Genomic DNA, 18,230 nt, shown 5'->3' with positions numbered 1-18,230 from the left:
CTGGCGTTCTTAGGAACGACCCGCCACCGTCCCCCGGCTTACGATACGGATTTCGATCCGCTTTCTGCCCCATCCGCGATTTGCTTCCTGCTTGCGACGAATTGGGTTTGCCGATTGGCGCCAACGCCCCGACATAACCCTTAATCCGCAAGAGGATTCATGGAACAGCCTTCCAAGCTGTCTGCCATCGCGCAGACGTATTTCCCGTCGTCCGAAGAAAATGAAAACGGCGCTGCCGCCACTGTTGAAGTCGCAACTGCCGACAACAACGACGGCAAGCCCACGTTCGCCGAACTCGGCCTGAACGAAGCCATTCTCTCGGCCCTGTCCACCGCCGGCTACAACCACCCGACGCCTGTCCAGCAGCGTGCGATTCCCGCCGCGCTCGCCGGTCGCGATCTGCTGGTGTCGAGCCCGACGGGCTCGGGCAAGACCGCAGCCTTCATGCTGCCGGCCATCCATCGCTTCGCAGAAATGCAAGCGAGCGGCGAGCTGAGCGCCCGCACCGCCCCGGCCGCGCATCCGCGCAACCAGCCGGCTGCCCCGGGCGAGAAGCCCCGCAAGGGCCAGCGCGTGCGCCGTGTCGCCGCGCAACCGCTGCTGCTCGTGCTCACGCCGACGCGTGAACTGGCGCAACAGGTGTCGACCGCTGCCGATACGTACGGCAAGCAGCTGCGCCGCCTGCGCACGGTGAGCATTCTGGGCGGCATGCCCTACCCGCGTCAGCTCGAAATGCTGGCCAAGCAGCCCGAGATCATCGTGGCCACGCCGGGCCGTCTGCTGGATCACATTTCCAGCGGCAAGATCGATCTGTCGCAACTGATGATGCTGGTGCTCGACGAAGCCGACCGCATGCTCGACATGGGCTTCATCGACGACATCCAGACCATCGTCGACGCTACGCCGGAAGCGCGTCAAACGCTGCTGTTCTCGGCAACGATCGACGGCCGTATGGGTGAAATCACGCGTCGTCTGCTGCGCGATCCGGAAACCATCGAGATCACGCGCGGTAGCGATCAACGCACCAACGAAAACATCGAGCAAACGCTGCACTATGTGGACGACCGCGCCCACAAGGATCGTCTGCTCACGCACCTGCTCGGCAACGACTCGCTCGACCAGGCCATCGTGTTCACGTCGACCAAGCGCGACGCCGACCTGCTGGCCGACCAGCTCGAACAAGCCGGTTTCGACAGCGCCGCACTGCACGGCGACATGCCGCAAGGCGTGCGTAACCGTACGCTGCGCGCCCTGCGCGAGCGTCGTGTTCGCGTGCTGGTGGCCACGGACGTCGCCGCTCGCGGCATCGACGTGCCGGGCATCACGCACGTGTTCAACTACGATCTGCCGAAGTTCGCGGAAGACTACGTCCACCGTATCGGCCGTACGGGCCGTGCCGGTCGTCGTGGCGTGGCCGTGAGCCTCGCCGCACACGCCGAAATCGGTGCTGTGAAGCGCATTGAACGCTACACGCGTCAGCCGCTGCCGGTGAACGTGGTTGCCGGCTTCGAGCCGCGCCGCTCGCCGCCGAAGGCTGGCGCAGGTGGCAAGCGCCCGGGCGGTCCGGGCCGTGGCGGTCCGCGTCATGGTCAGGGCAACGGCGGTGGCCGCTGGAGCAACAACGGTCCGCGCCAGGGTAATGGCGGCGGCTACGGTGGTGGCAACGGCGGCGGTTATCAAGGCGGTCAGCGTTTCGGCGGCAACAAGCCGGCCGGCACGCTCGAGCGTCGCGAGAACACGGGCTACCAAGGTGGTTACCAGCAAGCCGAAGGTGGCAACACCGGTGGCAACGGTTTCTCGAACGGCAGCGCAACGGATCGCTTCGAGCGTCGCTCGCCGCGTCCGTTCGACGGCAACCGTCAGGAACGCGCTCCGCGCTCGTTCGAAGGGGGTCGTTCGTCGGAAGGCGGCTATCGCCAAGACCGTGGCACCCGCAGCTTCGACGGCCAACGTCAGGATCGCGGCTTCGGCGGCAATCGTGGCAACGGCGGTAATGGCGGCTACGGTGGTAACGGTGGCGGCTACAACAAGCGTCGCGGCGACTAAGCCAACGGATCTCGGCGAGGCAGGTTAATCCCCTGTCTTGCGCGAATCGACAACAACCCCGGCATCGACGGCCTTCGTCGATGCCGGGGTTTTGTTTTGGTCGATCGATTCGGGGCTACGCATCGTTGCGGCAGTCTGCAGAATATCCAGCACCACGACACCCTGAAGCAAATCCCCCGGACGCAGGTCGCGATAGGCCGTCGGATGCCGGTCGGATTTTTCGAGCAGCGCGAGCGCCTCGTCGCTCACGATGTCAAGAATCCCGGAGCGGCCCGACTGACACTCGCCGCGCACAATCATCCCCCACCCCCGCGCTTCACTCACATCGAAGTCAATCCTGGCGTAGACATCCTGCAGGTTGTCGAACCGGATCGAGTAGCGATGCAGCGGCAAACCCTCAGATTGAAGCGCTTCGCGATGCACCGCTATCTCTCGGCGAATCAGACGGTCAAGCACCGCCCCGCCCGTACCCGCATCGAGAGGCACCCCGCGCGCCCGATAAACCGCCATGGCCTTACGGCGCATGACAGCGGCCACGTCAGTGTGATGCAGCGGTTCGAACACCTCATCCGCCAACCTCCACCGCACCATCGCTGCCAGTAACCGGAATCCCTTCGCCTCGAACATCTCGATCAGACGCATGCCGAGCGTCCGGGCTTGACCAGCATCAGGCCATTTCCCCAGACAGTCCAACGTGGCACGGGCGTTATGCGCGGCCGCTCCCCAGTCATCGGTACGCATGGCTGCCTCGCATCCCTGCGCGAACTCGATGGCTGCCAGATCGTCACGCCCGGCCTCGGCGTAACGCTCCCCGTACACCCGTTTTCCCTGCGCCAATGCCCGGAGCGCGTCCAGCGGCGCATTGGCATGCGCCATTTCGATATGCTCACGGATTGTCTTGCCAGGCCGCACGTAAGTGCTCATCAACCGCGATATTTCGTCCCGCGTCACACCCCCCACAGCATCGCTCTGATCTGCTGGCATCAACGGGAATTCGAATCGGGTGCCTGGAATGACCAGCGAGATCAAACCGTCGAACGACACCGCGACCGCTTCCGGCGCCGAACGCGCCGCTTCCGGCGTCTGCAGGAGCATCTTTGCGCGCGCCTCCGGGGTCAGCATTCGCAGCAATTGAAGGCTGCGTTGCGCCGTGATGAACGGATAATTCGGCTCGCCGATCACGCGGCGTTCAAGACGCTCAAACGACCATCGATTCCGAGGCGCGCGCGGTTGGGGGAAATCTCGCCCGCCGGTTGCGAGGTACGATCGCCCCTGCGGAATGGATGCGAGATGACATTCCGCTAGCGCCACGCGAAAATCGGCCACCTGAGCGTTCCCCTTTAGGAGGGGTTTCCAGCCATACCAGCCACCCACGGCAGTCACCTCGGAGACAAATTCCTCGCAAGCCCTGTCAGGATCGACGCCGTTCTCCAAACGGAATTCCAGAAGTTCGATGCAGAAGTGAAGATCAGGCAGGTGGTCACTCAAGAACCGCTGCAACGCTGCGCTTTCCAACGTAGCGAGTGATGGTGCCCGCGCGGGATTCGCTTTTGCCGCGCGCAGGATATCGAGCATGAGCAAGCCGGAATAGAAGTCACGCATGGACCATTTCGCACGCGTGCGTGCTTGCACCCCCGTCGACACCGCCCCGGCCGACGACACAAACCGTTCGGCGGTCCGTATCGCGACGATTTCCAACACGCCCTGCTGCCCCTCATCACTCAACACACGCCTCATCAGGCACCACGGCCCCACAGTGCCCGGGAGAAGGCACCTCCCCGTCCAGTAGTCGCGCATCGCGTCGAAGCGAATCGCGTACGACTTCAGTACCAGCCCGGACGACAACCAGGCTTCGCGATGCGCCTCAATCGTTTTTTGAATCTGCCGCGCAATCTCAAACTCGCCTCTGCCCGAAATATCCTCAAGGCCCACAGCGGTAAAGCACTCGCCCGCCAGTTTGCAATGGCGAGCGGCCACTTCCGCTGAGCCCGCTTGATCGAGGATGACCGCTGCAAGCGCCAATCGCACGTCGGCGGCGACGAGTACGAAGCCGTGCGCCAGATATGACTCGACCAATTGCGCCCCTAGCCGCGTGCTCAGTGACGCATCGCGGCGCTCGACGAGACCGTGAAACGCATCCCGACAGTAGACAAGAGCATCGCTCCAATCGTCGCCGCGCAAAGCCGCTGCGCACGCCGACACGAACGCCTGGGCCGACAAGTCAAAGCGTCCGGCCTGCGCGTACGCCCTGCCGTTGAACGCCTGCCAACGCGCCAGCTTCCGATGCTGCTGCATCGTCATCTCCGCCTGCATCGCGTCGAGCATCTCGCCGACGGTGCGTCCGTCCTGAAGCCTCCGGTCGCGGAGTCCTTGCATTTCATGCTCGGTGAAGGCGCCCACGGCATCGCCGCAACAGTCCGGCATCACTGGCAGTCGCCATCGCGACGATGGCAACTGCAAAATCACGGTCCCGTCGTAGTTGAGCGCAACGACGCCCCGATTCTGCGCATCGGCGGACGGCGACAGGATTGCCACGCGTGCCTCGGGCGTCAGCCGCTGCAGCACCTGCAAGCATCGCTCACCGATCTCGACGGGAAAGCCGTCGTTGTCGCGCGCGAAATACTGGCGCCCTTCGGCATACGAGGCTACGTGGCATCGCGCCAGCGTCCTTCGAAAATCGAGGTCATTGTCGGCGTCGACGAACAACACGCGATGCCCGAGTCTGTCCTCCGGATCGTCGAGCACCTGTATGGCGTCGAGGAACTGCTCGATCGGTTGAGCGACCGCGTCGCCCGATGATGCAAGACCGGCAGCGAGCGCATCGAAGCAGGCATCGAGTTGCGTCGAATGGGCGTGAGCGGAGGACAGCACCGTCGTCAGGTCGAGCGAGTGAAGTCCGTGAAGCAAGGGGGCGGACAGATCGATAGGCGATGGCACAGAAAGCCCCCGACGTCAGTGATTGCGTCGGCGTCGCAGGCCGCCGCCGTCCTCAACGCCCTCCTCGTGACCATCGGACAAGGCAACTCGCGGCGACGCCCCACCCGACATGTTCGCCCGCTTCGCAGCCAACAGAACATCGAGCAGAAATTGCCCCTGCATGACGTCTCCGTCGCAAAAATAGCAGTTGCGCCGTGGATTTATCCCCCGGCCGTTCGGGGCAAGTTCGTTGATCGTGTCGGACAGGACCAGCTTCATAATGCGCTCGCCTCCCGGTGTCGACTCGTTCCAGTCCATGAGCTGCCATTGCTGGTTCGAGTGACGTTCGAACACAGTTGAGCTGATTGGATCGCGCGCGTCATCCATCTGGATCAGATAAGTCAAAAACGACAACCCGCCGGCACCCAACGCGTCTTGCTGGTGCCAGATAACTTCACGGATGCCGCGATTGACTGCGACCGAATCCCACGTCAGCGAAACCGGCAGTTGTGCCTCTTCGTAACGGGATCTCGCCAGATCACTGAACCGGGAGACCGCCGACGCGCAGCCGTGCCGGTCATGAAGCGTGAGTGCGAGCACGAGGGCAACTTCGCCAGCAGTCAGACGTAGCCCGCAGGCATCGAACATGTCAACGAGACACGCCCCTTCCACCTCGGCCCATTCGAGGTCTTCGCAACGAACGAGGTGCTGCTTCGCTCGCTCAAGACAGCTCACCGCACGAAACCAGTCGTCCACATTCAACGCGATCTCGCAGGCACTGACAAACTCCAAAGTCGCCAGCGTGTCCCGGTGCGCTGCGGCGTAAGCATCGCCCTGTTTCACGTGCCAGTCGGACAAGGAGCGCGCCCGTTCCGGTGACAAGCCAGCACGCGTCGCGACATACATGGCATCCAGCGTCTGACCGCTGACGTCCGGCCTCAGGCCGAACAATTGCTCTCGCTCGTGATTCGTCACGCCGCCTTCGGCATCGGAGAAGCACTCCGGCATCAGCGGAACGCGCCAGTCGGTGCCCGGAATTCGCAAGGTGATCAGTCCGTCGTCGAACATCGTCACCGAGTCCTGCACCCGGTGCGACACGTCGGGCGTTTGAAAGAACATGACCGCCCGCGCCTCAGGCGTGAGACTGCCGAGCACCCGAAGACTGTGCCGACCGGTCTCGACGGGATAGCCGGCATTCGTGTCGACGAGATACGCACGCCCGTCACGACGTGCCGCTACGTGGCAATGCGCGAGCGACTGTCTGAAGTCGTTCGAGGCGATATTGCCCGTGAATATCGGCTTCCATCCCCACCATCCGCCTATGCGGCCGACGGCATCGAGAAATGCACGGAAGTCCGGCCGACGCGAGGGATGGCTGTCGGCGATCTGCGCTTCCAGCGTGTTGAGGGCCGCATTGAGCGCCTCGTGATGTCGATCCACAAACGCTTGCACATTCCCGGCTTGCAGCGGGAGAACAGACCCCAAGATCGCTTGCATGATGGCGTGTCCTTTCACATGGAAACGACCTCACCTTCTCACCCTGCTCGCCGTCGCGATTGCAGAAACCGACGACGTGGGTCAATGCACAGCGCGACGTTTGCCTCGGCACGCATCTCGCCAAACGCCCGGTTTCAATGTTCAGCGGATTACCAGACGCGCGAGCCCGATAGCACGCGCGGTGGCCGGGGCATTCCGTGCCAACTGGACGCGACAGCCTTACCACTACCCGACCAAAGTACATCGAGGGCCGCAAGCCCCTGCAACGTTTCGTATTCCGTCATTGCGGCATTCGACCTTGGATGCACATGCGTGCGCGATGCGCCAAGAGCGGTCGCTGACGTCACCCATTCGAACACCCCCGGATTGCCCTCAGTCGGATGCCTGCGCGCCATCAACAACCACTCCTGATTCGACGCGGCCAGAAATTCAATGCCTGCATAGGGATCTCGCATGCCTTCGCATTGGATGACGTAATTGCCGAACCTCATGCTGCCCGACCTCAAGGCTGGACGCTCACGATCCATCACCTCGCGAATTGCCGTCGCGGTTTGATCTAATTCCAATCCGTCTTCCGCCGGCAATCCCGCCATCGCCAACCGGTCGGCTGCCCGCTCACGCAACTCGGCGGCGATGTCCACCCACTCGGGGCCGACCAGCTCTTTGGCCAGCCCAAGCGCCATTTCGGCAGCCGTAAAGCGAAAGCCGCTGGCGTCCAGCATGTCGATCAGGCGTGTGCATTGCGCGTAGACGAATGCGGGCTTTCTGCAGCCCACGACCCCCCACCACACTTTGTCGAGGGCATGCATAGCACGAGGCCAGTCACCAACGCTCAGCGCAATCTCACAGGCACCCACAAATTCCAGCGTCGCCCATTCCTTGGAGATTGCGTCAAGGCAAACGAGATAGTCTTCACCGATCTTGAGATGCCAGTCGGCCAGCGCCTGGCCCTCATGTCTCGGCAAGCCGGTTCGCCCAGCGACGATCCGCTCGCTAAACGAAGCACCGCCCTCAAACCGCGTGTCGATCAACCGCGTCAGCTCCTCCGGCGTGAGTCCGCCTGCGGCGTCGGTCACACAGGCCGGCAAGATTGGCAAGCGCCACGGCGTTCCCGGAATCCTCAGCGCAATCAAGCCGTCGTTGAATAGCCGGACCGAGTGCTCCGGCGAGCACCACGGCACATCGGTCTGAAAGAGCATCGCCGCACGCAGTTCGTTCGGCAGTTGCGCCAGTATCCGAAGGCTGCGCTTGCCCGTCCGGACGGGATAGTCGAACCGCGTGTCAGCAAGGTACTTCTGTCCGTCGCGGTACGACGCGATGTGACACAGCGCCAGTTGCCGTCGCCAATACTTCGCGTCGCGCTGTGCTGAGCAAATGACATGAGCCGCCACGCCGATATCACCGCTACCACCGATGGCGCTGATCTCGGCCAGAAAAGCCTCGAAGTCCGAATCCACTGCGCCGCCCGGCGACGCAATGCGCACCTCCAGTCTGGCGATACAGCGTGCGATGACGGCGTGATATTCGTCACGGAACGTGAGGGCCTCGGCACTTAGCGCCGGGAAAGGAAAAATACCGAGGGCTGTGAGCATAAAGGCGGTCGTCCGCAGAGCGATAACGGACCCACCATCGCACGCTGTAATCCTGCGCGATTGCAAAAAACCGCCGACACCTCATTCGCCTGTAAATCGGTCCGTCGCTTCGATCAGCCAATGCTGGATCGTCAGCTCGCTAAACGCGTGACCGGCATCCGGTGCCCAGTAGAAGTCCGCTTCGGGCCATGCCTTGTGAAGCTCCCACGCCGTACGAGCGGGCGTCGCGACGTCGTAGCGACCCTGCACGATGACACCGGGGACATCACGCAACACATGCGCGCCGCCGATCAGTTGATTCGGCTTCAGGAACCCGTCGTTCACGAAGTAATGATTTTCGATGCGCGCAAACGCAATCGCGTAATGCGGATCGCCGAACGCTTCGGCCAGCTGATCGTCCGGCAGCAGTGTGATCGTGCTGCCTTCCCACATGCTCCACGCACGCGCCGCTTCGATGCGCACCGCCTCGTCGCGATGCGTGAGTCGCTTCTGATACGCGCGCATCAGATCGCCGCGCTCTTCGAGCGGAATCGGTGCGAGAAACTTTTCCCAACGGTCCGGGAACAGCCACGACGCACCCTTCTGGTAGTACCAATGCAACTCTTCGCGACGCACCGTGAAAATGCCGCGAATCACCAGTTCGCTCACACGACTCGCATGCGCCTGCGCATAAGCCAACGCCAGCGTGCTGCCCCACGAGCCACCGAAAACGAGCCACTGCGCGTAACCGAACTTCGTGCGCAAGGCTTCGATGTCGTCGACCAGATCCCATGTGGTGTTGTGGTCGAGACTCGCATGCGGCAACGAGCGTCCGCAGCCGCGCTGATCGAACAGCGTGATGCAGTACTTCGAAGGATCGAACAATCGCCGGTGCTCGGGCGAACAGCCGCCACCAGGGCCGCCGTGCAGGAACACCGCCGGCTTGCCTTTCGGATTGCCACAGCGCTCCCAATAAATGCGGTGCCCGTTGCCGACGTCGAGCATGCCGGTCTCGAAAGGCTCGATGTGGGGATACAAACGGCGTGGCGACGCAGGGATTTCCTCAACGATCTTGCCGAGTCCGCGAGGCGCGTGCATCGACGAGTGTAGCGGCGCTGCGGCATCGGCAGCATGAACGGAAGTCTCCGGAACCTCTGGAATATCGGGCGACATCGGCATCCTCTCAAAACGTGGACGAGTAGGACGAGGACCAGCACCTCAAAGTTCAGTGTAGCGCGGCGACTCAAACAAGACAAAGCACGCGCAAAACAAAATGGGACGATGTCGCCATCGTCCCATTGCGTTGCCTTTCTTCTGTTCCGGCGGCCGAGCGCCGCACCGTCATGCCACCTGTGATTTGCTCAGCGTGACGGCAGACGTCGTTGTCAGACTTCTTCGTAAAGCGGCAGCGTGAGGAAGTCGACGAAGTCCTCACTGGTGCTCATCGTCTCGAAGATCACGGCGGCGCGGTCGTACGTCGGTGCGACCTGCCCCACGAGTTCCTTGACGTTGGCGAGTTCCTGCGGAATCAGCTCGCGTACCAGTTCGGCCGTGACCTTGCGACCGTCGTCGAGCTTGCCCTTCGGCGAGCGAATCCACTGCCAGACCTGCGAGCGCGAAATCTCGGCGGTGGCGGCGTCTTCCATCAGATTGTGGATCGGCACGCAGCCGTTGCCCGCCAGCCATGCCCCCAGATAGTGGATACCGACGTTGATGTTGTTACGCAGCCCGGCTTCGGTGATGGGCGCTTCCGGCTTGAACTCCAGCAGATCGCGGCCCTTGACGCTCACGTCATCGCGTTGCTTGTCGATCTGGTTCGGACGCTCGCCCAGCACCTTCACGAACTCTTCCATCGCGACCGGCACCAGCCCCGGATGCGCGACCCAGCCACCGTCGTAGCCGTCAGTCGCGTCGCGCGCCTTGTCGCTGCGAATGCCCGCCATCGCCTTTTCGTTCGCTTCAGGATCTCCCTTGATCGGGATCAGTGCGCTCATGCCGCCAATCGCCGGTGCATTGCGACGATGGCACGTCTTGAGCAGCAGCAATGCGTACGCGCGCATGAACGGCACGGTCATGTTGATGCGGCTGCGATCAGCCAGACAGAAGTCGGCGTCGACCTTGAACTTCTTGATGCACGAGAAGATGTAGTCCCAGCGACCGGCGTTCAGGCCCGAGCTGTGTTCGCGCAGCTCGTACAGGATTTCGTCCATCTCGAACGCCGCGAGCACGGTCTCGACGAGCACCGTCGCCTTGATGGTGCCTTGCGACACGCCCAGCTCGTTCTGCGCGAGCACGAACACGTCGTTCCACAGACGCGCTTCGAGATGGCTCTCCAGCTTCGGCAGATAGTAGTAAGGACCGAAACCACGCTCAAGCGACGTCTTCGCGTTGTGGAAGAAATGCAGGCCGAAGTCGAACAGGCTGCCCGACATGCGCACACCATCCACGCTCACGTGCTTTTCGTCGAGATGCCAGCCGCGCGGACGCACGATCAGCGTGGCGACCTTGTCGTTCAATTGGTAGTGCTTGCCGTTCTGCTCGAGGCTGATGGTGCCGCGCACGGCGTCGCGCACATTGATCTGTCCTTGCAGCTGGTTATGCCAGTTCGGGGTGTTCGAGTCCTCGAAGTCGGTCATGTAGCTGTCCGCGCCCGAGTTCAGCGCGTTGATGATCATCTTGCGCTCGACCGGTCCCGTGATCTCCACGCGACGGCATTGCAATGCGGCCGGCAACGGCGCAATGCGCCAGTCACCGTCACGGATGGCCTGCGTCTCAGGCAGGAAATCGGGCACCTCACCGGCATCCAGACGGGCCACGCGCGCTTCACGGGCGGCGAGCAACGTCTGACGTTGCGACTCGAATGCGCGGTGCAGCTTCGCGACGAACGCCAGCGCTTCGGGGGTCAGAATGGCTTCGTATTCAGGACGGATATCGGTGGCGTCGACATGCAGTTGCATGCCTGGGGGCAGACTCAAAGGCATCAGGGATCTCCAACAGCTTGTTTATGTTCGGGAGTGCGCCGCAAGGAGGGACATCAGGGGCTTTGCACAGGGCCCTCACGCCTCATTGGGCGTGTAGGACGCGCACTTCCGTCAATGCCAGGGGATCGCGCGATCCGACAGCATTGCCCGCCGATTCTATTATTGATGCCGATCATCATAAAGATGCATAGAAATCACTTTATCTATGACTTTTTAGTACATAATCGGCGTCATGGATCGCTTCAAACAAATCGAAACGTTCGTTGCCGTGGCCGCCAAGGGCAGCTTGTCGGGGGCTGCGGCGCTGGAAGGCGTGGCCCCGGCCGTGATCGGGCGGCGCATCGACGCGCTCGAATACCGGCTGGGCGTGAAGCTGCTCGTGCGCACGACCCGACGCGTGACGCTGACCTTCGAAGGCTCCGCGTTTCTGGAGGACTGCCAGCGCATTCTCAACGAGATGCACAACGCCGAAGCCGCCGTGTCGGCCGGCGGCGTGAAGGCCAGCGGGCATTTGCGACTGTCGGCCCCCGCCGGGTTCGGGCGACGCCACGTCGCCCCGCTGCTGCCCGTGTTCATCGCGTCGCATCCGGACGTCACCGTCACCCTCGACCTGTCGGACCGACTCGTGGATCTGGTCAACGAGGGCTTCGACTGCGCCATCCGACTCGGTGAGTTGCCCGACTCCAGCCTCGTCTCGCTGCGTCTGGGCGAGAACCGGCGTGTGTGTGTCGCGTCCCCCGACTATCTCGCGGCGCACGGCCGTCCCGAGTCGCTCGACGACCTCGCCCGTCACAATTGCCTTGCGTTCGGCTCGACCGCCAACCAGCAGCGCGGCTGGACCTTTGCGCAGGACGGCAAGGTCGTCACCATCCGCGTGAACGGGACGATGGAATGCACCGACGGTGCGGTGCTGCACGACTGGTGTCTGGAGGGCTACGGACTGGCGTGGCGCTCGTGGTGGGAGGTGGGCGACGACATCCGCGCCGGTCGGCTGACGACCGTGCTCGACGCATTTGCCGCCCCGCCCATCGGCATTCACGCCGTGTTTCCTCAGCGCCGCCACCTGCCGCTGCGCGTGCGTCTGTTCATCGACCATCTCCGGCATCACTACGGCAGTTCGGCGTACTGGCAAGACGACGCGTCTCAAAATTTGCACGAAAGCGTGCATCAAAGTGCGTAGACATATGCGCCCACGCGCGTCGATTTGACGCATGACCTGAGACGTCCGGCCAGCAGGGGCGCGGGCTGCGGCCCATTCCTGAGCCGGATGTCATCACGGAACGTTTGCTGCGGATAGTCCGTCTCAATATCGGGTTTGCCCCCGTTGTTGCGTCGCGCCGAAGCCATAAAATCGAAGCGAAGGGTCCGCAGGCGATGCCGGGAAGGCATCGGAAGCTGCAAGACAGCGGACTGGGTGCAAGACCGTGATACCTGCGCGAGCCTGTGAACGCGTGTTCAGCAACGCCAACTGCGGGAGGTCATATGTTGTTTACCCACATCCTCATTCCGACCGACGGCTCGGAGCTATCCCAAAAGGCTGTGACGGGCGGGCTCGAACTGGCCCGCGCCCTGAACGCCAGAGTCACCGGCTACTGCTGTCTCGCCGAGTATCCCTACTCTCCATTTAGCGAATACGTGCTCGAAGCTCCGGCCACGTTCAGCGAACGCATCGCCGAAGAGGCCTGCGCGCATCTCGACGATCTCGCCCAAGCGGCGGCCGCAGCGGGCGTGCCCTTCGACCGCGATAGCTCGACCTTCCCCGCCCCCTATCTGGGCATCATCGACGCAGCAGAACGACATGGGTGCGACGTCATCCTGATGGCATCGCACGGGCGGCGCGGCCTCACCAGCCTGCTGCTCGGCAGCGAGACGCAACGCGTGCTCGTGCACTCGAAAATTCCGGTCCTCGTCTATCGTTGATCGCACTGAGGGGATTGATGGCAGCGATGCCATCGACATCGCCTTCACCATGAAAAAAGGCCCGTGAGCGGGATAAGCTCACGAGCCTTTTCTCGTTCAGGCGTGCAGCGCAGTCAAGACGGCGACGGGAACGCCCCCTCAACTGCCCCGGCCGGATAAGCCGGACGCGCGGTCCTGACGCGATATCGTTCCGCCAGCGTACGACGTGCCCCCACGCGCATCGTCACTGGCAGGCGCATCGCGCCCTCCCTCAGCCCTGTCAGGCTGCCTTGACCTGCGCCTTCTTTTCGTCGAAGAACTGTTCGTCCTCCGTCGAACCCTTCAGGGCCGTGGTCGATGCGTCGCGCTCGATCGTTTGCGTGACGGCATCGAAGTAGCCCGTACCCACCTCGCGCTGGTGCTTGACCGCCGTGAAGCCCTTGTCGGCAGCAGCGAATTCGGCTTCCTGCAACTCCACGAAGGCGCTCATCTGACGACGGGCGTAGCCGTGTGCCAGGTTGAACATCGAGTAGTTCAGGCTGTGGAAGCCGGCCAGCGTGATGAACTGGAACTTGTAACCCATGGCACCGAGTTCCTTCTGGAACTTGGCGATGGTCGCGTCGTCGAGGTTCTTCTTCCAGTTGAACGACGGCGAGCAGTTGTACGAGAGCATCTTGCCCGGGAAGTGCTTATGGATGCCTTCCGCGAATTGCTTGGCGAATTCGAGGTCCGGCTTGCCGGTTTCGCACCACACCAGATCGACGTACGGTGCGTAGGCCAGACCGCGGGCGATGGCCTGATCCAGACCATTGCGCGTGCGGTAGAAACCCTCGACGGTACGCTCACCGGTGCAGAACGGCTGGTCGAGCGGGTCGACGTCGGCGGTGATCAGGTCAGCCGCTTCGGCATCGGTACGGGCGATGAGCACCGTCGGCACGCCGAGCACGTCGGCCGCCAGACGCGCCGCAACGAGCTTCGCAACCGCTTCACGCGTCGGCACGAGCACCTTGCCGCCCATGTGGCCGCACTTCTTGACCGATGCGAGCTGGTCTTCGAAGTGAACGCCACCGGCGCCGGCTTCGATCATTGCCTTCATCAGTTCGAAGGCGTTGAGCACGCCGCCGAAGCCGGCTTCAGCGTCGGCCACGATCGGCGCGAAGTAATCGATATAGCCTTCATCGCCCGGGTTCTTGCCTTCCGACCATTGAATCTGATCGGCACGCGTGAAGGTGTTGTTGATGCGACGCACGACTTGCGGCACCGAGTTGGCCGGGTACAGCGACTGGTCCGGGTACATTTCACCGGCGACGTTGGCGTCGCCAGCGACTTGCCAGCCCGACAGGTAGATGGCTTCGAGACCTGCCTTGACCTGCTGCATGGCCTGATTGCCCGTGAGCGCGCCGAGTGCGTTCACGAACGGCTTCTCGTTGATCATGCTCCACAGACGCTCGGCACCGCGACGGGCCAGCGTTTGTTCCGGCTGGATCGAACCACGCAGGCGCACCACGTCTTCCGCCGAATAGCCACGCTTGATGCCCTTCCAGCGCGGGTTGTTCGCCCAGTCCTGTTCGAGTTGCTTCACTTGCTCTTGGCGCGTCGTCATGATGATCTCTCCTGGTTTCTCGATACAAATAAAAGGGGGTGACTCTTTGCTGCCCTGTGATCGCCGGCCCCGCGGTTGACCGCGCTCGGCGTCTCCAAATCGGCAGGTCTTGTATAAGAGTTTAGGGATTTCTCACGCAACGCAACAGAACGAATCAGCGTTCGATCACATCTTTTTTATTTATATAAATCAAATACATAACAAAATAATTTCTTGATGTGAAACGTTATTTTCCTTCCTGAAATCATCATGTTGTGCCAAGCAGCGCAAATTTTTACGCACCGCAAAGACATTCCACATCATGAAAAAAGGCCGATGACGCAGGTCATCGGCCTTCAGAAGCGGAATGCGGACAGGATTTATGAGGCGGCGCGGCTCGTCGACGGAAGCGCCTTCGGCGGCTTGCATACCAGCCAGACGGCCAGTGCAATGAAACAACCACCAAAGAAGTGAGCCATCGTCACGGCCTCGTTCAGGAACAATGCGCCCCAGAGCACACCGAACGGCGGGATCAGAAAGGTGACGGTCAGCGAGCGCAACGGCCCGAGATCGGCGATCAGACGGAAGAACAACATATAGGCGACGGCACTGCACAGGAAACCGAGCGCCGCCATGGCGGCCCACACGCCGCCGGTGGCTGGCCCGGGAATGCCTTCCGTTGCCGAGATGTAACCAAAGAACGGCAGCAGAACGATGGCCGCGCCGAGTTGGCTGCCGAACGCCACGAGCTTGGCGTCGAGACCGCCGCGCTCCGTGATCCAGCGTTTGGTGAGATAACCGGCGAGGCCGTAACACGACGTGGCGACGAGACAGGCCAGCGCACCCATCACGACCGGTCCGGACATCGTGACCGGGCCGGTGCGCGTAAGCACGGCCACGCCGATCAGCCCCAGCAGCACGCCCAGACTCTTCGCGCCCGTCAGACGCTCACGGAAAAACAGCGTACCGATCACGACGCCCATCAGCGGCGTGGTGGCATTGAGAATTGCGGAGTATCCGGCGGGCAGCACGCGTGCGGCGAGGCAGTACATGACGAACGGAATGCCCGAATTGATGACGCCAAGCACCATCGCGGCGCCGAGCAACCCTTTGAACTCCCAACGAACGCGCATCGCCAGCAGGATGACCGCGAGCCCGATGGCGCCGAGCGTTACGCGAAAGAACGCGGTCGGCAACGGTCCGAGCGCGGGCACGATGATGCGCATGAAAAGAAAGCTGGCTCCCCAGATGGCGGAGAGCGTCAACAAACGAGCGATATCGGATGAACGCATGGTCGGACAGACGGCACGAACGGCCGTCATGAGAGGATCGGGATGCGTGAATCGTCCCACATCGGGACGCGCAGCGCTGGTCATAATCGGACATGGCGACGTCTGCCCGACGAATGATCTCCCTCCCCGACTCCCCTATTCCACGTGACGCCATCACGCGGGCAGCGGAACCCGCCAACTAGGCTGCGTGAGCGTCACGTGCCAGGCGATACGCGACCCAGTCGCCGCCTGGGATTCGGCGCAACTGGCTGACGGCTTCCGCGCCCACGGGGTAGACGATGCACTCGTACGTCGCACCGGCACACGTCACTTCATGCATCTCGCGTACAAACACCCCCGCTTCGCCCGGATAGACGGCTTCGATTTCGTCGAGCACGGGGATCAAGGCCGCGTCTATTCGGTAGATGTCGCCCGTCACACGCTCATCCACACCCGCGCCAAGCACCATGCCCGGATAGCTGCCGAAGTCGTAAAGTTGTCCGCCCAGCGTCGACGGGCCGACGTATGCCGGTGCCGCAATGCCGTGACGCGCCGCCGCGCGCATCATGTCGTTGATCTCGCCCGCGCGCAACGTGCCATAGACGAAAACATACACGGCATCGGTTCGCGCTTCGAAGGGTGCGGATTCAGCGGATACGGCTTGAACAGCAGGCTCAACGGACGTAAGGCTCGGCATGACGGGCATCCGGTTCGAAAGTGACAGGCAACGAGTTTACACTTACAAAATTCCCATTGTCGCCATCACGTCATGCCGAACCTCATGCTCGCGGCATCCAGCCCGTCGGACGCCGCGCCGCTGGCCCCCGATCCCCTGCCCGCCTCGCAGGCCGAGTTCGACAACTATGTCGTACCGGACGCCTTCACGCCAACGCCATCGCGCCCGGTGCGCCTGCGCGCCCGGCCGCTGCGCGATGGCATCCGTGTGCCGAATCATCGCCACGCGTGGGCACAAGTGGCTTACACGCCGCGTGGCGTCATTCAGATCGCCGTGGCCGACGCCGCATGGATCGTGCCGCCCTCCCGGGCGATCTGGATTCCCCCGGACATCGAGCACAGCCTGCTGGTCAACGAGCCGTCGTATCTGCGCACACTGTATGTGCATCCCGATGTGATCCCGTCGGGTCTCGATCAATGTCGCGTGGTGGAAGTCTCCGCACTGCTGCGGGAATTGATCGCCGCCATCGACGTGCCGGACCCCGATCTCGATCCGCCCCGCGAGCAGCTACTCGGCGCACTGATTCTCGACGAACTGCGACGCGCCTCCCCGCTGCCGTTGGAAGTCCCGCTGCCCCGCGACAAGCGCCTGCTCACGCTGTGCACCGCAATGCTCGCCGATCCGGCACGTGCCTGGACGCTCGATCAATGGGCACGCTTCGCCGGGGCCAGCCCGCGCACGATCGGACGTCTTTTCCGTCAGGAACTCAATATGAGCTTCGTGCAATGGCGTCAGCAGGCGCTGCTCGCGCAGGCGATTCCGCTGGCGTCCAAAGGCTATCCGCTCTCGCGCATCGCGCGCGAACTCGGCTATCGGAGTCAGAGTGCGTTTTCCGCGATGTTCAAACGCACCTTCGGACGTACGCCGACCGACTTCTTCGCCACCGCCCCCGACACTACATTTGGCGGAACAGGTGAGCGTACTGACGACTGACCGCCACGCGGTCTTTGCGGCGTTTGAGTTTGAGTGTCAGACGTCCGAGCGGCGTGTGCTGCGCGCTCACAACTTCCCCCACATTGACGACGGTGCTGCGATGCACCTGCCAGAAACGCGACGGATCGAGCTGCGGCAATAGCTCGCGCAGGCTCGTGCGGATAAGCAGATCGCCTTCGACCGTCGCCACCACGACATACTTGTCCGCCGCTTCGAAAAAGCAAATCTCCTCGACGGGCACGATCCGGATCTCGTCGCGTACCGACGCACGCACGAACTGGAGATACTCGCGGGGATGCTGTCCGTTCTGATTCACCTGCCCCGCCCCGGACGCCTCAGGCTGTCGGCCTTCCCCCGCGTCCAGATGCGTACGCAAGGTCGTCAGCAACTTCGAGAGCGTATCGCCCGTCGGCGCGGCCAGCCGTTCGCGCACGCGTGCGACCGTGCGTGCCAGACGCTCCGGTGCCACCGGCTTGAGCAGGTAATCGACGGCCGCCGCGTCGAAGGCTTCCAGTGCGAACCGGTCGAATGCGGTCACGAACACGATCTGAGGTGGCCGGCTCAATCGCGCACATGCCTGCGCAACCTCGATGCCGGTCGCACCCGGCATCGAGATGTCGAGAAACACAACGTCCGGTTGCGACCGGGCGATGGCGGCAATCGCCGACGTGCCGTCGGGTGCGACGGGCAGCATCTGCAACTCGGGCCATGCCTGCGCGAGCATGGCGCGCAACGCGTCGGCGAGCAACGGTTCGTCTTCGGCGATCAGGGCGACGGGGGATGTCATGCACTCCACTC

13 protein-coding genes are annotated in these 18,230 nt (G+C 62.8%); 4 read left to right on the top strand and 9 right to left on the bottom strand.

Going from position 1 to position 18,230, the window contains the following annotated elements; translation table 11 throughout:
- Nucleotides 1-159: 159 nt before the first annotated feature.
- Nucleotides 160-2,046, top strand: coding sequence for a DEAD/DEAH box helicase (locus PAQ31011_RS22150; protein ID WP_150577855.1), 1,887 nt, complete (start codon nucleotides 160-162; stop codon nucleotides 2,044-2,046).
- 24 nt (nucleotides 2,047-2,070) lie between these two features.
- Here the strand turns inward: PAQ31011_RS22150 and PAQ31011_RS22145 are convergent, their stop codons facing one another.
- The 5 genes from PAQ31011_RS22145 to aceB all read right to left on the bottom strand — a co-directional run bounded on the left by PAQ31011_RS22145 (nucleotide 2,071) and on the right by aceB (nucleotide 11,011).
- On the bottom strand, nucleotides 2,071-4,983 hold the full coding sequence (locus tag PAQ31011_RS22145; RefSeq protein WP_150577854.1) for a hypothetical protein: 2,913 nt from the start codon (nucleotides 4,981-4,983) through the stop codon (nucleotides 2,071-2,073).
- Nucleotides 4,984-4,998: 15 nt separating this feature from the next.
- Entirely contained in the window at nucleotides 4,999-6,081 is a 1,083-nt protein-coding gene (locus PAQ31011_RS22140) for a hypothetical protein (RefSeq protein ID WP_150577853.1), read from the bottom strand.
- Nucleotides 6,082-6,608: 527 nt separating this feature from the next.
- Nucleotides 6,609-8,051: a hypothetical protein gene (locus tag PAQ31011_RS22135; protein WP_150577852.1), complete on the bottom strand. Its 1,443-nt coding sequence runs from the start codon at nucleotides 8,049-8,051 to the stop codon at nucleotides 6,609-6,611.
- An 81-nt stretch (nucleotides 8,052-8,132) separates the two neighbouring features.
- Nucleotides 8,133-9,068: a prolyl aminopeptidase gene (gene pip / locus PAQ31011_RS22130; RefSeq protein WP_150577926.1), complete on the bottom strand. Its 936-nt coding sequence runs from the start codon at nucleotides 9,066-9,068 to the stop codon at nucleotides 8,133-8,135.
- A gap of 347 nt (nucleotides 9,069-9,415) precedes the next feature.
- Nucleotides 9,416-11,011 carry a malate synthase A gene (gene aceB / locus PAQ31011_RS22125; RefSeq protein WP_150577851.1) on the bottom strand — a complete coding sequence of 532 codons (1,596 nt, stop codon included), beginning with the start codon at nucleotides 11,009-11,011 and terminating at the stop codon, nucleotides 9,416-9,418.
- Between the two features lie 232 nt (nucleotides 11,012-11,243).
- Here aceB and PAQ31011_RS22120 point away from each other — a divergent pair, with 232 nt between their 5' ends.
- Nucleotides 11,244-12,191 (top strand): LysR family transcriptional regulator, encoded by a 948-nt coding sequence (locus PAQ31011_RS22120; RefSeq protein ID WP_150577850.1) that lies wholly within the window; start codon nucleotides 11,244-11,246, stop codon nucleotides 12,189-12,191.
- A gap of 305 nt (nucleotides 12,192-12,496) precedes the next feature.
- On the top strand, nucleotides 12,497-12,931 hold the full coding sequence (locus tag PAQ31011_RS22115; RefSeq protein WP_174985109.1) for a universal stress protein: 435 nt from the start codon (nucleotides 12,497-12,499) through the stop codon (nucleotides 12,929-12,931).
- A 259-nt stretch (nucleotides 12,932-13,190) separates the two neighbouring features.
- Here PAQ31011_RS22115 and aceA read toward each other — a convergent pair whose 3' ends face one another.
- The 3 genes from aceA to PAQ31011_RS22100 all read right to left on the bottom strand — a co-directional run bounded on the left by aceA (nucleotide 13,191) and on the right by PAQ31011_RS22100 (nucleotide 16,460).
- Entirely contained in the window at nucleotides 13,191-14,513 is a 1,323-nt protein-coding gene (aceA, locus tag PAQ31011_RS22110; protein ID WP_150577848.1) for an isocitrate lyase, read from the bottom strand.
- Nucleotides 14,514-14,872: 359 nt separating this feature from the next.
- Nucleotides 14,873-15,784, bottom strand: coding sequence for a DMT family transporter (locus PAQ31011_RS22105; protein WP_150577925.1), 912 nt, complete (start codon nucleotides 15,782-15,784; stop codon nucleotides 14,873-14,875).
- Nucleotides 15,785-15,962: 178 nt separating this feature from the next.
- Complete coding sequence (locus PAQ31011_RS22100; RefSeq protein WP_150577847.1) at nucleotides 15,963-16,460, bottom strand: gamma-glutamylcyclotransferase family protein; 498 nt, start codon at nucleotides 16,458-16,460, stop codon at nucleotides 15,963-15,965.
- Between the two features lie 72 nt (nucleotides 16,461-16,532).
- Here PAQ31011_RS22100 and PAQ31011_RS22095 point away from each other — a divergent pair, with 72 nt between their 5' ends.
- Complete coding sequence (locus tag PAQ31011_RS22095) at nucleotides 16,533-17,432, top strand: AraC family transcriptional regulator (RefSeq protein WP_174990232.1); 900 nt, start codon at nucleotides 16,533-16,535, stop codon at nucleotides 17,430-17,432.
- Here the strand turns inward: PAQ31011_RS22095 and PAQ31011_RS22090 are convergent.
- Nucleotides 17,395-18,219, bottom strand: a complete 825-nt coding sequence (locus PAQ31011_RS22090) for a LytR/AlgR family response regulator transcription factor (RefSeq protein WP_150577846.1) — start codon at nucleotides 18,217-18,219, stop codon at nucleotides 17,395-17,397. The two genes, PAQ31011_RS22095 and PAQ31011_RS22090, sit on opposite strands and share 38 nt — an antisense overlap.
- Nucleotides 18,220-18,230 lie beyond the last annotated feature (11 nt).

The sequence above is a fragment of the Pandoraea aquatica genome, assembly GCF_902459565.1.
Classification (GTDB): Bacteria; Pseudomonadota; Gammaproteobacteria; order Burkholderiales; family Burkholderiaceae; genus Pandoraea; species Pandoraea aquatica.
Note: the sequence above shows the minus strand (reverse complement) of the source record. Positions and strands in the feature narration are given on the sequence as shown.

Coding starts and splice junctions, on each gene's coding strand:
- PAQ31011_RS22150 (WP_150577855.1), top strand. CDS start 160: ATGGAACAGCCTTCCAAGCTGTCTGCCATCGCGCAGACGTATTTCCCG.
- PAQ31011_RS22140 (WP_150577853.1), bottom strand. CDS start 6,081: ATGTTCTTTCAAACGCCCGACGTGTCGCACCGGGTGCAGGACTCGGTG.
- PAQ31011_RS22135 (WP_150577852.1), bottom strand. CDS start 8,051: ATGCTCACAGCCCTCGGTATTTTTCCTTTCCCGGCGCTAAGTGCCGAG.
- aceB (WP_150577851.1), bottom strand. CDS start 11,011: ATGCCTTTGAGTCTGCCCCCAGGCATGCAACTGCATGTCGACGCCACC.
- PAQ31011_RS22120 (WP_150577850.1), top strand. CDS start 11,244: ATGGATCGCTTCAAACAAATCGAAACGTTCGTTGCCGTGGCCGCCAAG.
- aceA (WP_150577848.1), bottom strand. CDS start 14,513: ATGACGACGCGCCAAGAGCAAGTGAAGCAACTCGAACAGGACTGGGCG.
- PAQ31011_RS22105 (WP_150577925.1), bottom strand. CDS start 15,784: ATGCGTTCATCCGATATCGCTCGTTTGTTGACGCTCTCCGCCATCTGG.
- PAQ31011_RS22100 (WP_150577847.1), bottom strand. CDS start 16,460: ATGCCGAGCCTTACGTCCGTTGAGCCTGCTGTTCAAGCCGTATCCGCT.
- PAQ31011_RS22095 (WP_174990232.1), top strand. CDS start 16,533: ATGCCGAACCTCATGCTCGCGGCATCCAGCCCGTCGGACGCCGCGCCG.
- PAQ31011_RS22090 (WP_150577846.1), bottom strand. CDS start 18,219: ATGACATCCCCCGTCGCCCTGATCGCCGAAGACGAACCGTTGCTCGCC.